Raw genomic sequence first — 15894 nt, 5'->3', positions numbered from 1 at the left:
CTACGTTATATCTAAAACATCTGATAATTTTTCAATGAGTAATTCTCTAGCCTGCGATATAATATCAGCTATAGTTTCTTCATCAAAATCAAATTTATCGTCATCTATATTTTCTGTGTAAAGTTGCTCTTTCCATATTGATCCCCAGTTTTTCACAAGTTGGTCTATATGTTCTGAGTCCATAGTGTATGTCCTAATTACTTCCTCTAAATCCTCAAAAATAGAGTTTTGCATCTTTAGATTTTCAAAATCTTGTTTAAGAGGAGTAGTCCTAAATATAACCGAGTCTATCCACATAAAATGTTTATTGCAACTCAGTTCTTCGTTTATACTTTCTATAAATTGCTTGTAATCATCTTCAGTCATGCGTGATATTTCCTTATGTAAATCCATTCGCCCCTTTACCTTTACTTGTAGAATATATCCTTTAAATTCATTGCCCATGTCTTTCTTTGAATACTTTATACCACATGCATCTTCAGGGACATCATAGGTTAAACTACTTATTGCCTCAACAATTACTCCAATTAAATCACCATAATTTTCTATATTGTCCACATCATCTACTATTATTTCCAGCATTTTATATACAACTGCTGCTATAGGTAATACCTCCATATCCACAATTTCTTTATTTTGCGCTGTAACTAAGAAAACTCCCCCTACTCCCTGCTCCCCCATATCACGCCCTTGAGGAATTCCTGCGAAAGCTATGATAGGTTTTACATTACTTAAAATACTTAGTTTATGAATATGTCCGAGAGCCCAATAATCTATATTAGGTACCTCCTTAAGGTCATTCAAGGTACAAGGAACATAGTTTTTATTATCCTTTTCTAAAGCAGTATGTAACATTGCAATATTAAAAACATCATTATCTAATAAATATTGTTCATAGATTTTTTCTTTCTCATTTCTTTTCTTGTAGGATTTTCCAATAATTTTTGCAATAACTTGTCCTTCCTTGTAAACTTCAAAAAACTCTGGCTTATCAGAGCTTAATATATGAACATTTGGTGGCATAGCAAACAACTCTTGCCCATCATGTAATGCATCGTGATTACCATAAATAACATATATATTTATGTTATTTTCATTTAAAGTTAAACATTGATTAATAAAAAATCTATTTCCTCTTACAGATCTTAAATAACTGTCATAAACGTCTCCACAAATCAATATAAAGTCAACATTATAATAAACAGCTTTATTACAAATCCTTTCAAAACTATTGTAAACAGCCATTTTACATAATTCCTGAATTTCTTCTTTTGGATTTCCATTTACATTTAAGAAAGACCCTAAATGCAGGTCTGAAGCATGAATAAATCGAAATATTTCGCTCATTATTTTTTCACCACCCAATATATATTTTGCCATAAAATTCAAGCTTTTTTCTGATTGCTTCTAGTATAATAAACAAAAAAAAGCATACAATAATGTTAGTAGATGATTTAAAATGGTTGAGCCTAGAGTGCTCGTAGGCTGAAATGGCTTTAGAGTATTCGGCCAAAGGTGTGTACGAGATCTGCTAAGGTTTTTTATATGCCGGAGGGAAGAGTGTCATGGGTTCTTAACAGCTGTATATTTGCCAAAGTGTATATATATGGTTCTCCCGGATGTGTGATATTCGAGCTAAGATGATATAGGTTGCCGCAGGTTATATTAATAACTAGGGGTTATTTTAATTGAGAGATTATTTTCAGCTCCCAAGGTGTTCTATATGGTCGAGCAAAGATGTATGTATGTGCTGTAATGCTTATCGTTATCAATCGATAACGTATGGGTGTGTAGGGATGTATATGTGTTGTAGCGCAGATTGTTTTGAGTTGTCAAAAAATCCCTAGGGTTAAAAGGCAAGTTATTTGGTACATATAAATAAATAACAAGTCAAATGGCCTAGCACAATGACTCGTTATTTGTTTATTTGTACCTTATAAAAACTTGCCTTAATTATTTTATAATGGTTTATAGCGTTAATGTATTATTTTTTTATCATTTCTTTATCTTCACTCATAGGCTGGCTAACATCATAATGCCCTTTAATGCTATCTACCTTTTGTCCATCAAGAAGAAATTGAACCTTTGTTATTCCAAGCTCTTTGTCCAAAATCAATGTGTTTATTATTGAAAATAAAGCCATTCCTTCGCCGGAAGAACCGCCTTGCATTTTTTGAGTTACATTACTCTTAAAATTAACATAGGCTATATTTCCCTTAACCAAAACATCTATCACTTCTAAATCTGTAGGCAGTGTCGCAAATAATTTTGTTGACTCAGTATTTTTTACACTTGGTCCCTTTACTAATTCCTCTACAATAGATTTAGCTGTAGGGTTTTTTAGAGTTCTTTTCTCGGCTGCTAAGTACATAGCTTGATCATCACTAAAATACAGTGACACTTCGCGACTTTTTATACTTTCATTCTTAACTTCTTTTGCTCCATCTGTGTTTTTCACTTCAGCTTCCACCTTAGTCTCTTCTGTAGATTTTACTGCTGTTTCTTCCTTGGCCCCTTGTGAATTTTCTTTAACTACTTTGCTTGAATTGCTATCATCCTTTGCTTTAGATTGACCACAAGCCGTAAGCATAAAGATTAAACCACTACACAGTATTAATGAAATCATTTTTCTCATATTAGTCACCATCCTATTAAAAATTAAGTTGTTCAAAATGCACATACCATTTAGAATATGTATCTCCATTTTTATCTCTATAGGTTCCTTTGCTGTCCTTTACCATAACCGTTGCTCTTTTATTTATTTTATAAATAATACCATTATATTTAATACTATCACTTATAAAACTCACCTTTTGGCCAATATTTAGTCCAAAAACTTTTGAAACTATTTCCTTTTGATTTGGCAATTGATGTACTACATCTGTATGCGCAAATATATAATTTACCATTGTTTTAAACCTATTCTTTTTACAGCTAGATTCTTTATACAGATGTAGTTCAATCAAATGGCATAATTCATGCTCAAATACTATCTGGAATGCTTCTAGGGAATCTTTTGTATTGATACCAGAAACTATCTTATCTCTTTCTACCTTATAATACTGGTAAAAAAACTTTATACCCATTCTAATTTCATATGTTTCTTCTTCCTCATCCAATAGTTTTATTTTTCTACTATATATGGTTTTCCCTGCAGCAGATGTCATTCTAGTTGATAAGGAAAAAATCAATGTTCCCTTGTATCTTTGACTAAAATAATTATAAAAAAATTCTTCATCATATAAATAGAATAAAATTTTAAGCTCCACCTTTGACATACATTGTATATCTCCAGTGTTTACATTTTTAGATTTTATGATAAATTTATTTCTTATATTATTCCTTTTTTCGATTATAGCTAAATTGCTATATTTTAGTTCTTTTAAATTTTCTTTATCCATAAACCTTACATCCTTTTGCAAAATCGAGTAATTTTAAACAGTTTTTAAAATAGCTTCATCAATTATAAAATTAATCGTGTTTTTGGACTCATTAGACACTTCTCTTAATCCATCAACAAACTCCTTTTGAATTTCAACTACATCAATATTCTGCAAACTAAATTTTTCTTCTATTTCATGAATCTTTTTCTCTAAATTTTGTTTGTGAAAAGATAATGTTACATCTTTTTTAATAGATAATTTTAAAACTAACAATAACCCTAAATATTCTCTTTTATTTAAATTTAAATCATTATCTATATCTAAAGAATTTTTTATTAATGTTTTATTTAAAAACTCTAAAGATTTATTTAATTGATTATTGTATATCTTAGTATCTTCATTACCTACGATAAATGCTAATATTGCTTTTATAGTATATTTTACGTTGCTTTCTAAACTATCTGAAACGCTAGTTCCAAATGCTCCACTTGCAAATTGTTTAGCTGCTAGTGATCTTAACAACTCAGTTCTTTTATAATCAGCATATTTACCATGAATTTCTTTTAGTTTTGAAACATCTTTGTAATAAAATGCTGTTGATTGTGAGTCACCATTTAATTTTTCATAGGATAGTTCTAGTCTCTTCGTTGTTTTAACAGGTAGTAGTTCCCTTATTCTTATTCCAAGTATTGGATCTTCCATCTCTTCATAAAGAATAAAAGCAGTTTCTTTGCAAATTATTCCAACCTTTTTAGAAATTTCAATAATTTTATTATTCATTGCTTCTCGTAGTTCACCACGTTCATATTTAACCCTATGCTGAAGAGATTCTATACGTTTTTTATACCATACTTTTTCAATTAAATTAACGTTTTCCTCTAGTTCTAGATCATTTAGCATTATAGTTCTTTGTATTCTATTTTTGCCTACTTTTCCTTTCAAAGTGACAACTCCGCCCACTTCTCCATTAATTTTAGCAAAAATTGCAAATGGCTCTTTATCATACATATACTCGATAGTTCTTGGGAATGTTGTCTCCACCTTCATTTTGCCCCAATCAATTTCAATGTCAGTAACTTGTGGATTTTTAATTCTATTAAATTGCTTAAGAACCTTATCTTCAATTCGCTCATCAGGATTAATAATTTCAGCAGCTCCATAACTAATACGTGCTAGTTTATTTATAAAATAACTATTTACACTAGTATCTATTCCAAAAGGAAAAATTCGACTTTCTTTAATATTTTCTTCCACAAAATCTAATATTTCTCTCTCATTTTCAACCACATCATCTGTAAATAAGAATATTATATTTTCTTCTATATCGCTTTTTCCAAGAAGCGCGTATTTTATTGCATCAAATATTACTGCATCTTTTTCAGCTTTGAGTTCTTCAATCCAATTACTGGCATTTGTTAAATTTTCTTCATTAAATTCAACCTTTGTCTCCTTAGAGAAGTAATTAAGTTTATCTCCAAAAGCAACAACATTAAATGTATCACCAATGCTCAAATTTCTAAGGCATAACTGAAGTGCGTTTTTAGCCTCTATAAGTTTATCGCCTACCATAGATTGAGATATGTCTATTAGGAATATATAATTCGCTCCAGCTGTTATTTGTTCAACTTCAATTTCCGGAATAAATCTTAAATATAAAATACCTTTATCTTCCCTAGGATAGTCATATATCATTCCCGTAGTTTCTAATTTTTCTAACTCTTCTAGTGTAATCTCTAAATTACTATCCATTTTTTGATTCTCTTCGTCTAAAGTTACTTTATATAAATTATTCTCTTCATATTCAACCTTTAATTTATGAGAACTACACTTAAATTCTAGTTTTGTTAATGATTCAACAAGCAAACTCAAAGTGAATTTATAATTATCCTCTTTGACTTTGTTATTAAGTTCACTAGCGATTACCGCATTGTTTATGTTTATGGGAGTTATTATTGTTGGAATTATTAATTTTAAATTTCTGTTTTCGTAGCTAAGTTCCTCTATATATGATACCTTGATTTTCACTACTTCATTTGGTATTATCTTTCCAATAACTATTCTAATAATATTATCTCTAAATTCTTCTAGTAAAAAGGTATTATTATCTTTATTTTTAAAATTCTCATATATCTTATTTGCTTCTTCCTTATTTTGTATCAAGCCCTTTATAGTTCTTCCACCTAGCACTGCCTCGAAACCAGATATAACTGCTTTCTCTGGAATTGGAAAAGTATAAACCGCTTCCACATCATTTATTCCTTTGTTCTCATATACATGATCAATAGTATACTCAGCGAATTCTCCACATAAATTACCTCTTATATTAACTTCTTTTAAAATTATGTTGTTTTTCAATTCTTTTTCATTTTTCATTTCATTAATTGACATTGTATCCCTCCTGATTTTATATACCAAAAACATGCAGAATCATTTAGATATTATACACATATTTTATCATTAATATATACATTAGTCTCTCAATTTTTTGCAACAATTTTAATTTTAGCTATTATTTCCATAGATGCTTACAAACTACCTTGTTATTTGTTTTTATCTACCTTATAATAATTAGTATATCCTATGGATTGTATTATTAATTTAAGTACTATTGAAAGGGGAGATTCTTATATGAAAAATTGTATAGTAGCTCAATCAGGAGGTCCAACAGCAGTAATAAATGCTAGTGCTATAGGAGTACTAGATGCTAATATTATTTCTAATTACTATGATAACGTTTATGCTGGCATAAATGGAATACAAGGTATTTTAAACAAACATATCGTAAACCTATCAAACATTCCACATGATGAGGTTAAAGGATTAAAGTATACACCATCCTCTGGTCTTGGTTCTTGCAGGTATAAGTTAAAACCATCTGAAGAAAATACCGAAGAGTACATAAAACTTTTTGAAATATTAGAGGAATATGAAATTAAAACCTTCTTCTATATCGGTGGTAATGATTCCCAAGATACTGTTCATAAATTTAGTGTCTACGCAAAACAACATAATAAGGATGTAAAATTTATTGGAATTCCTAAAACTATAGATAACGATCTACCAATTATGGATCATACCCCTGGCTTTGGAAGTGCAGCTAAACTAATTGCCACGTCTGTTCTTGAAAACTTCTTAGACGCCAGTGTATATCCAGCTAAAGGTGTTTTCATACTTGAAACTATGGGACGTGATACTGGATGGCTCGCTGCTAGTGCTTGCGTTGCAACTATTAATGGCAAACCTGCTGCAGACTTCATCTATCTACCAGAAGTAGCTTTTGACACCGAGAAATTTTTAAAAGATATAAAACAAAAACTTACTGAAAAAAACCATGTTTTTGTAGTAGTTTCTGAAGGCATCCGAACAAAAGAAGGTAAATTCCTAGGAGAACTAGAAGGAACAGGCCTTGATAAATTTGGACATGCTCAATTAGGTGGTGTTTGTGCCAACCTTAAGAATTTAATCTTAACTACAGGTACAGCTGAAAAGGTCAGAGTTCTAGAACTTTCAACAATTCAACGTTGCTCTATGCACTGTGCGTCTCAAACAGATATTGATGAGGCATATGAGGTTGGAAAAGCCGCTGCTAATTACTCAATTGAAGGAATAAGTGGATACATGATCGGCATAAAAAGGCTTTCAAATTCTCCATATAAAGCAGAGCCTTTTGCACTTGAAGCATCAAAGGTTGCAAATAACATTAAATACTTCCCTGAAGAATGGATTAATAAAGAAGGTAATAATGTTACCCGCGAGGCATATGAGTACACATTGCCATTAATTATTGGCGAACCAAAAATAACAATAGAAAATGGTCTTCCAAAATACACATTTTTAGAAGAAGCTTTTAATTTATAAATAAAAAAAGATGCGACCTATCAATTTTCCTGCGTGGCACAAAATAAGAGTTTGAACCGTGAGTTTCTACTCTTCTTATTTTGTGCCACTTCCAGATAAATTATTACTATATCATATTTACGCTTAGATGTGTCTAGTATGGATTTTATATAAGGAAATAATAAATATCAATAATGCCTCGAATTTAAGATTTTTCCATGACAATAAAAAAAATCTGAATTTCTTTTTATTGTCACTAAATAAACAAAAGGTTCTACGAAATTTTTCGTAGAACCTTTTGTTTATTATGTTACGATAGGGATTTCTCATTACCATATCTAAAATAAATTAATGAATTCAAAAATCTCTGGTATTTACTAATCTCAGAGCTAACTTCACGCCCTCTAAAGAATACCATTGAAATAACTTCCCATAAAAATACCCAACCACCTATGTTAAATCCTTGTTGTATTGTTCCCAGTATTATATTTTCCCCAACAGTTGTACCTAAAAAAACAGATACAGCAAGTAATCCAAGGGATGCGAGTACATATTTAAATATCTTCCGATAATTATTCTTTAACACTCTAATTTCTTGATGTAAATAAAAAGAATAGTAGGTTTTAATACCTGCAATTAGCGATTCTTCCCTGCTAACATCTTTTTCTTCTTTGGGCAAATAGAAACATATATCTACTCCATGTTTTTCCGGAATTTCTTCAAAACAGTTTTCAAGAAAAATTGCTAAATCTGGATCCATGTCCCTTTTTCTAAAAGGAGCATTATCCCAATCATTAAATATATCATTGTATTTATCTATAGCTACTTGTATAACATAATTTCCAGTTGTAGCATTTTTCTCATAGATTTTTTGAAGATAATCACTTTTTTTCGCTTTCATGGTTTTTTCCTTCCACTTTGTATTCATGTTCTGCAATACATTTTGCATTTTATCAACCCTTCATAACCAATTCAGTTATGTCTTATTATACAACTCTTACTCTAAATAGCCAAGTATAGCCATTCTACATAGTCTATCAATTATCAAGACTATTCATGTTATCCTCTGCTTCCCGTTAAAGTCCGTATGTTTAGAATATTTTCTTGCAAATATTTGAATTTATATAATTAGAATATATAGAATGAACTTAAATACCAATTTAAAATTTTCCCACCCCAAATAATCATCAAAAGCGTTGCAATTATAATGGATGGTCCAAAAGGCATTTCTGATCTACCCTTCTTCTTCTTAACTGTTAGCAAATAAACACCTATAACTCCACCAATTATAAAAGAGAAGAACATCATAACAAATGTTAGTTTTAGACCTAAAAAGAGACCACAAAGCCCACAAATTTCAGCATCACCCCAACCCATTCCCTCTGTACCAAGAATGAGCTTTGACATTATAATAATAAAACTTATGGTGCCTGCACCTAAGAGTGCACCGTATATGTAAGTAGCCACTTGCTCTCCTAGGTAAAAGTTCACTCCTAGTGTGATAATACCTATTGCTATTGCAAGCCATGTAGTTGTAGTGTATACATCCATAGTATCATAATCAATCATAGCTATAACTATTAAAAAAGGTATAAGTAATAGATAACGCAAAAGGTTAATGCTTATTCCATATTGAAAATATGTTAATAAAAAAAACACTGCCGTAGTAAATTCTACCAGAGCATACCTAATAGATATTTTCTCTCCACAGTTTCTACATTTTCCTTTTAAAAATATCCAGCTAAGTACTGGTATAAGATCATAAGGCTTTATTTTATTTCCACAGGATGTGCAATGTGAAGGAGGATATGCTATATTCTCCCCTTTTGGTATTCTGTATATGCATACATTTAAAAAGCTTCCTATTAATAGTCCTAATATAAAAATATATATTGCGAAAATAGTTTCCATGGGTAGCACCTCCTTGAATTTATTTTACTTCTAAAGACAATAAAGTTTTCATTTATAAATTTATAGCTATAAAATTATAATATATCCAAAGTCATAACAAACTCTGGATATACGCTTAAAACTTAAATAAGATTGTTTTGTTTGTATCTATGGTGTAGTTACTGGTGCAGTTACAGATGGATAATCTTCACTCTGAGTTGGATACAATTCTTCGCCAGCAACTGTAACAAAAACGTTGTCAGTAGGATCAATCTCAACAAGAAACGTGCCACCAGTAACCGCCTTAACTGTTGGTGTAACTTGAATGTAAGCTTTTATTTCGTCTCCCAAAGGTTTTGCACTAATATATGTTGCTTTAGTTATTCCCTCTTTAGCAATAAGCGCATATGTAGCATCAGCAATAACCTTTGCACTAGCTACATCGCTTTTTATTTTAGCATCTTTTTGTATTCCATTGTACTTAGGCACTGCTATTGCCGATACAATCGCTATAATTGAAATTACAATTATAAGCTCAATTAATGTAAACCCCCTTTTTTTATATTTTCTAATAAACTTTTTGCGTAAACTTTTCCTCGATACATTTTTCATATTAATATTCCTCCTTGGAATTTTATTTAGATTTACCTAATTATTGCCAAGGAAGAGTACTTTTTATTCACTATATACAAATGTATATTCACCTAAATTTCGCGGTTTTATTTAAACATGTCCGTGAATCAGAAAGACCTGTCTTATTATTGTAAAACTATAACTACTAAATCAATCTATGTATTTATTTTGGTATAAACATATTTGTTGAAAATTATATCAACAGTTACTTGTTTTGTAAATTATTATGTTGATATTATATATCATATTTTTAGTATATTCAATTTAATTATTAAGAAAATATAGGTCAAAAAATAAATAGCCCTTTCCCTAAGGATTAGACTATCATACATATTAATCTTATAAATGTGCTTTTCTTTTTATTTTTTTACTCGCTATTTCTTAACAAAGAGTTCTATAAAGTCAAATTTCTTATAATCAAACAATCCTCTAGATGTGATTTTAACTTCTGGTATCACAGGTAGCGACATAAACGACAAACTAATAAATGGGTCATATTCCTCTCGTACACCAAATCCCCGGGCAATTCTACTGAGCCTATTTAAATGCTCCGCCACAAGATGTGGGTCCTCAAATGTCATTATTCCTCCTATTGGCAAGCTAAGCTGTGCAATCACCTTTCCACCTGAAACCATAACAATCCCACCGCCAATAGAAACTAGAGTATTAACAGCTACCTCCATATCCTTATCATTATCCCCCACTACTATAATATTATGAGAATCATGAGCAATTGTTTGCGCTATTGAGCAATGCCTTAATCCTAATCCTTCTATAAATCCAACAAAATGTTTACCAGTATTATGATGTCTTTCAATTACTGATATCTTTAATACATCTTTTTCTACCATTCTCTTTATATATCCATGTTGGCTTTCTATTTTTCTTTGTACTAATTTAGTTTCTAGCGAATTTGGAATTAATTTTATCACATTTACAACACTGGCTTTGCTTTCAACTTTGAATATTTCACTATCTATGAAGTCCATATGCATAGAAGATTTTACATTTATTTTTGCATGGTTTTTAACTGGTAGTTCTTTATATTCTTTACCATCTTTTATAACCTTGATTATATTTAGACCTTTTATATCCTCAAAGAGTACCAAATCAGCTTTATACCCTGGTGCTATGGCACCTCTATCCTTTAAGTCATAACATTTAGCTGCATTAAACGATGCAATTATAAGTGCTTTTATAGGGTTCAGCCCTTGTTTTATAGAAATTCTGATACAATTATCAATGGATCCAACCTCTAGTAAGTCATCTATATGCCTATCATCTGTGCAAAATAAAAACCTTCCAAAATTACGGTTATTAATAGCAGGAAGCAGAGCTCTTAGATTCCTTGCAGCAGAACCTTCCCTTAGCATTACATACATCCCCCTACTAACCTTTAGTAATGCTTCTTTAGCATTTGTGCTCTCATGATCTGTTTTTATGCCTGAGCTTAAACATGCGTTTAATTCATTCGGAGATATGTTCGGGCAATGTCCGTCAACATGCTTATTCCTTGACATATATAACTTTTTTAATATCTCCGAATCATTATTAACAACAGCGGGTACATCCATCACCTCACCAAGTCCCAGAACAACATTATTATTAATTAGTTTCCTTAAATCCTCAGAATTAAGCGCATATCCACTATCCTCAAATTTTGTTGCTGGAACGCAAGATGGTAACATAAAAAATATATCTATAGGTGCCTCCTTACTGTTGTCAATCATCAGGTCAACGCCATTCATCCCCTCTACATTAGCAATTTCATGTGGATCTGCTATTATTGTAGTTATACCTTTTTTAATTACTATCTCTCCGAACTGTTGGGGCATAATCATAGATGATTCTATGTGTACGTGTGCATCAATGAACCCCGGGGTCACATATAAATCTGAGCAATCAATTTGAGTTTCTCCCGAGTACTTACCAATTCCTATAATAGTATCTCCAACTATTGCAATATCGCCTCTATCTATACTTTCAGTAAACACATTAATAAAATTAGCATTTTTAAGCACCAAATCTGCTTTAATCCTACCCATAGCAGCATCAATATTTTTTTTCACCTGATTCATAAACTTCCCACCTCATTTTTAAAGAATATCTTATTATTAAATTATTATGAAATATCCCTTAGTATTCCGAATTAATAGGTTAATTATTATTTTTCAGTAAATAAAAAACACAGCTATTGCTGTGTTATGTCTTCCTCTGTTTTTAAACCTATTCTATTATTCCAATCTACATACATATAAAATAAACTAACAACATCCTGTTGATTATATAGCAGTATTTTTTCTTTTTTCTCTTCTGGCATTCTGTTTATATAATCATCATCTTTCACTATTTTACCGAAGGTTTTGGCCAAATTAGAGCCACTTATCAGTTCACTTTCGCGATCGATTTCAAATATTTTTTCTAAGGTTTTAAGACCAATACATTTCCCTTCAGCTTTTTCATAACATTTTTGTAGATCTATTTCTCCGAAATATCCCTCTAATAAAAAATCTATTTTATGGGCTTTCAATAAATAGTTTATAACTGTAAAATCATTGTTTCCTGAAAAGGTAACGATATATTTTTTATTATATTTAATTTTCATTTCTTCAAAATAGTTTTTAGATAAAGTTAATATTTCTATAGCATCTTTTTTATTCTCCGCCATATATTGAGTAACCTTAATCTCATTTGTTATTTCATCATAAAAGCAACATCCAAAAACACCAATACATATGGGTTTCTTATAAATGTAATGTTCTAAATCAAAAAACAAAGCGTCTTTAAAGAGTTGTTTATTTCCGTCTATGATAAGTGAGCCTTCCGTTGAAATTTTTCCCACCTTAACATTACTAAATTTTGTAATCACAATATCACTCTTTTCTAATAAGTTTTCTAAAAATCAAACCCTAAATTTTCCTATATCAAATTTAAAACTCAGCTTCACTTATATGTTATCACATTTTCGCTATTTTATAAAATCATTTTATTAATTTTTATATTTCGATTTTTTTTATAAATATTCCCTTGCTTAACATTGACACTAATTGATAACCATGATAATATTATACTTGAGAAGAGTTTTCATTAAGGAGTGATTATTATGAGCGTTTATGATTTAAAACCAGGAGATAAAGCATTCATCGATTCTATATCTGGTGATGATAAATTTGCTAAAAGATTATTAGCATTAGGCTTCATCGAAGGTACTGAAGTTAAATTAGTCGCTACTGCACCCCTAGGCGATCCTATAATTATAAATTTACGTGGTTTTAATTTAGCTATCAGAAAAAATGATGCTAAAAATATTTATATAAAAAAAGCTTAGCTTTAATATCGAACAAATAATAAGGAGGACTTGAATGATTACTGCCGCTTTATTAGGTAATCCTAATGTTGGTAAAACTACTTTATTTAATGCACTTACAGGTTCTAACCAGTACGTAGGAAATTGGGCTGGGGTTACAGTAGAAAAAAAAGAAGGTTTCATAGCAAGTAAAATTAAAATTGTGGACTTGCCTGGTATTTATGCCATGGATACTTATTCTAACGAAGAGAAAGTTTCCAAAGAATTTTTAAAAACAGGTGATGTAGATGTAATTATAAATATTGTCGATGCGTCAAGTCTTGATAGAAATTTATACCTTACAACTCAATTAAAACAATTTAATAAACCAATAATTTTAGTACTAAACATGGTTGATGTAGCACTTTCTAAGGGAATTGACATTAATTATGACCTTTTAGCTGAAAAACTAGGGGTAAAAATAATACCTATAACAGCATCAAAGGGTAAAGGGATAACCGATGTTAAAGATTGTCTTCTTAACGAAAGTTATATTACTACATCCTCAAATAGTCTAAAATTTAAAGATGAAAAAGAGACTTATGCATATATTGAAGTTTTGCTTAAATCTTGCACTAACAAAAAATCAATTAATAAAACTTCTGTTACAGAAAAAATTGATCGAATTATTCTTAATAGATTCCTTGCTTATCCACTATTTTTCGCTAGTTTATTTATAATTTTTATGTTTACCTTCAACTGGGTTGGACAACCATTAGCCGATTTACTAGATAGCTTGCTTAATGATATTTTTGTACCATTTTTAACTAATATGTTATCTAATAACAGCGCTTGGTTTTCATCTCTACTAATTGATGGTATCATAGGCGGAGTAGGTTCCGTAATAGTGTTTTTACCAGTTATATTGGCATTATTTTTAGGAATTTCATTTTTAGAAGACAGTGGTTACATGGCAAGAGCTGCTTTTATAATGGATAAGTTAATGAGGAAAATGGGGTTATCAGGTAAAGCCTTTATTCCATTGATTGTTGGTTTCGGTTGTTCTGTGCCAGCTATAATGTCTGCAAGAACTCTTGAGAGTGATAAAGACAGAAAATTAACTGCACTTTTAGTCCCTCTTATGTCTTGTAATGCTAGACTTCCAGTTTATGCATTATTTGCATCAGTATTTTTCCCAGGCAAAGAAACCGTCATGGTATTTTCATTATACCTATTGGGAATTTGTTTAGCCTTCGGAATAGGCTTATTATTTAAAAACACTTTGTTTAAAAAGAATGAAGAACCCTTTATTATAGAATTACCTGAATATCAATTACCAGAACCAAAGAGCCTATTAATACATACTTGGGAAAAAGGTAAAGGTTTCTTAAAGAAAGCTGGTACTATAATTTTCTCTATTTCCGTAATAGTATGGTTTTTATCAAATTATAACACTACAGGTATGGTTGATATAAACTTTAGCTTTTTAGCTAGTATTGGTAGATTTATAAATCCAATATTTATTCCACTCGGATTTGCATCATGGCAAAATTCGGTATCACTTTTAACTGGTCTTATGGCTAAAGAGGTAGTCGTTGGTACCATGGGTGTTATATATGGTGGCAATCTAACACATGCATTGCCTAATTATTTTACAACCTTATCCGCTTACAGTTTCTTAGTTTTCGTATTACTCTACACTCCTTGTGTATCAGTAATTGCAACTATGAAAAAAGAATACGGAAATAAAATGGCAATTTTCTCAGTAGCTTATCAATTAATATTAGCTTGGGTAGTTTCTTTCATAATATTTAATGTTGGTAGTATTATAATAGGGTTATAATTGAATAATAATAAATATATACGTATATTATAAAATATAAAAGAGGTGATGCTAGCGTGGAATTTATTATTGTTGGCGTGATTGTTATTGCAGCTGGATATATCTTGTATTCTAATATAAAAAAGAAAGCAAGTGGAGATTGTGGTTGCGGAAATGGTTGTAAGGGCTGCAGCAGCAATTGCGATATGAAACCATCCACTAAAAAGGATAATAAAATTTAAATAAAAAATAGGATAGTACATAAATGTACTATCCTATTTTTTATTTCATGAGCAACTACTTTATTCATATAAAAGTAAATTTATAATAAAATTTATAGTAATTGAGTGGTAACTCTTTTTAAAGGTTCATTTGTATTTATATTATTTTTCATAAGCGTTTTTTGCTTTTTAGCCAACTTTTCTTTCCTCTTAAGATCGAGGTCATCTTGAATAGTATTAATCACTTTGAAAATTTTAGGCAAATTTACTACATCTTCATAATTATGAAGCATGAGAATTTCCTTTGATTTTTCATCATGGTTTATTAGATACTCTTGATAAAGTTCAACCCATATAGCTCCATTTATCTCATCTTTTCTCTTAATGCCGATAAACTGCTCTACACTCTTTAAACTGCAACTCATAATCCCCATTTTTTTATGAAAGGGTCTTATAAACTTATACAAATCCAAATGTTCCCTAGGCATTCTAAATCCAAGATCATATCTATACATCTTTCTAATTATGAAAGGTTCATCAAAAGCTGTCCCATTATAAGAACACCATCTTTTAAATCTGCCCATAGCTTTCTTAAGTTCTTTCAATAGACTCTCTTCTTCGTCTGGCGATTCCGCAAAAAATTGAACAATTTTGAATTGATCTTTATTTATGTAATACCCTAAAGAAATCAATACTATTTTATCATATTCCAGATCAAAACCTGTAGCTTCGATATCTAGATAGATAATAGTGTCCATCTTAAATTTAACAAAAATTTCACTAGGTAAAACAACCTTAATTTCATATTCTTTGATAAACATA

14 protein-coding genes are annotated in these 15894 nt (G+C 30.4%); 4 read left to right on the top strand and 10 right to left on the bottom strand.

Annotated elements, in window-relative coordinates; genetic code table 11:
* From KPL55_RS02040 to KPL55_RS02025, 4 genes are all read right to left on the bottom strand, one after another.
* Entirely contained in the window at positions 1–1347 is a 1347-nt protein-coding gene (locus KPL55_RS02040) for a metallophosphoesterase family protein (RefSeq protein ID WP_216305046.1), read from the bottom strand.
* A gap of 637 nt (positions 1348–1984) precedes the next feature.
* Entirely contained in the window at positions 1985–2635 is a 651-nt protein-coding gene (locus KPL55_RS02035) for a GerMN domain-containing protein (protein WP_216305045.1), read from the bottom strand.
* Positions 2636–2651: 16 nt separating this feature from the next.
* Positions 2652–3422 (bottom strand): hypothetical protein, encoded by a 771-nt coding sequence (locus KPL55_RS02030; protein ID WP_216305044.1) that lies wholly within the window; start codon positions 3420–3422, stop codon positions 2652–2654.
* A gap of 12 nt (positions 3423–3434) precedes the next feature.
* Positions 3435–5771, bottom strand: coding sequence for a VIT and vWA domain-containing protein (locus tag KPL55_RS02025; protein ID WP_246599272.1), 2337 nt, complete (start codon positions 5769–5771; stop codon positions 3435–3437).
* 240 nt (positions 5772–6011) lie between these two features.
* Between KPL55_RS02025 and KPL55_RS02020 the strand changes: the two genes are divergently transcribed.
* Complete coding sequence (locus KPL55_RS02020; protein WP_216305043.1) at positions 6012–7241, top strand: 6-phosphofructokinase; 1230 nt, start codon at positions 6012–6014, stop codon at positions 7239–7241.
* Positions 7242–7530: 289 nt separating this feature from the next.
* Here KPL55_RS02020 and KPL55_RS02015 read toward each other — a convergent pair whose 3' ends face one another.
* From KPL55_RS02015 to KPL55_RS01995, 5 genes are all read right to left on the bottom strand, one after another.
* Positions 7531–8169 carry a hypothetical protein gene (locus KPL55_RS02015; RefSeq protein WP_216305042.1) on the bottom strand — a complete coding sequence of 213 codons (639 nt, stop codon included), beginning with the start codon at positions 8167–8169 and terminating at the stop codon, positions 7531–7533.
* A gap of 179 nt (positions 8170–8348) precedes the next feature.
* Positions 8349–9131 carry a prepilin peptidase gene (locus KPL55_RS02010; protein WP_216305041.1) on the bottom strand — a complete coding sequence of 261 codons (783 nt, stop codon included), beginning with the start codon at positions 9129–9131 and terminating at the stop codon, positions 8349–8351.
* Positions 9132–9278: 147 nt separating this feature from the next.
* Complete coding sequence (locus KPL55_RS02005; RefSeq protein ID WP_216305040.1) at positions 9279–9722, bottom strand: prepilin-type N-terminal cleavage/methylation domain-containing protein; 444 nt, start codon at positions 9720–9722, stop codon at positions 9279–9281.
* 395 nt (positions 9723–10117) lie between these two features.
* Positions 10118–11821, bottom strand: a complete 1704-nt coding sequence (gene ade / locus KPL55_RS02000; RefSeq protein WP_216305039.1) for an adenine deaminase — start codon at positions 11819–11821, stop codon at positions 10118–10120.
* A 113-nt stretch (positions 11822–11934) separates the two neighbouring features.
* Complete coding sequence (locus tag KPL55_RS01995; protein WP_216305038.1) at positions 11935–12612, bottom strand: ribonuclease H-like domain-containing protein; 678 nt, start codon at positions 12610–12612, stop codon at positions 11935–11937.
* Positions 12613–12846: 234 nt separating this feature from the next.
* Here KPL55_RS01995 and KPL55_RS01990 point away from each other — a divergent pair, with 234 nt between their 5' ends.
* The 3 genes from KPL55_RS01990 to KPL55_RS01980 are packed head-to-tail and all read left to right on the top strand — an operon-like array spanning position 12847 to position 15093.
* The gene (locus KPL55_RS01990; protein WP_216305037.1) at positions 12847–13071 is read left to right on the top strand and encodes a FeoA family protein; all 225 of its coding nucleotides are present in this window, start codon (positions 12847–12849) and stop codon (positions 13069–13071) included.
* Positions 13072–13105: 34 nt separating this feature from the next.
* Positions 13106–14872 (top strand): ferrous iron transport protein B, encoded by a 1767-nt coding sequence (gene feoB / locus KPL55_RS01985; protein ID WP_216305036.1) that lies wholly within the window; start codon positions 13106–13108, stop codon positions 14870–14872.
* A 56-nt stretch (positions 14873–14928) separates the two neighbouring features.
* Positions 14929–15093: a FeoB-associated Cys-rich membrane protein gene (locus KPL55_RS01980; protein WP_216305035.1), complete on the top strand. Its 165-nt coding sequence runs from the start codon at positions 14929–14931 to the stop codon at positions 15091–15093.
* A 92-nt stretch (positions 15094–15185) separates the two neighbouring features.
* Here the strand turns inward: KPL55_RS01980 and KPL55_RS01975 are convergent, their stop codons facing one another.
* Entirely contained in the window at positions 15186–15893 is a 708-nt protein-coding gene (locus KPL55_RS01975) for a ribonuclease H-like domain-containing protein (RefSeq protein WP_216305034.1), read from the bottom strand.
* Between the last annotated feature and the right edge of the window lies 1 nt (position 15894).

It is taken from the genome of Clostridium lacusfryxellense (assembly GCF_018861735.1).
GTDB classification, from domain to species: Bacteria; Bacillota; Clostridia; order Clostridiales; family Clostridiaceae; genus Clostridium_AD; species Clostridium_AD lacusfryxellense.
This window is presented reverse-complemented; position numbering and strand designations above follow the sequence as displayed.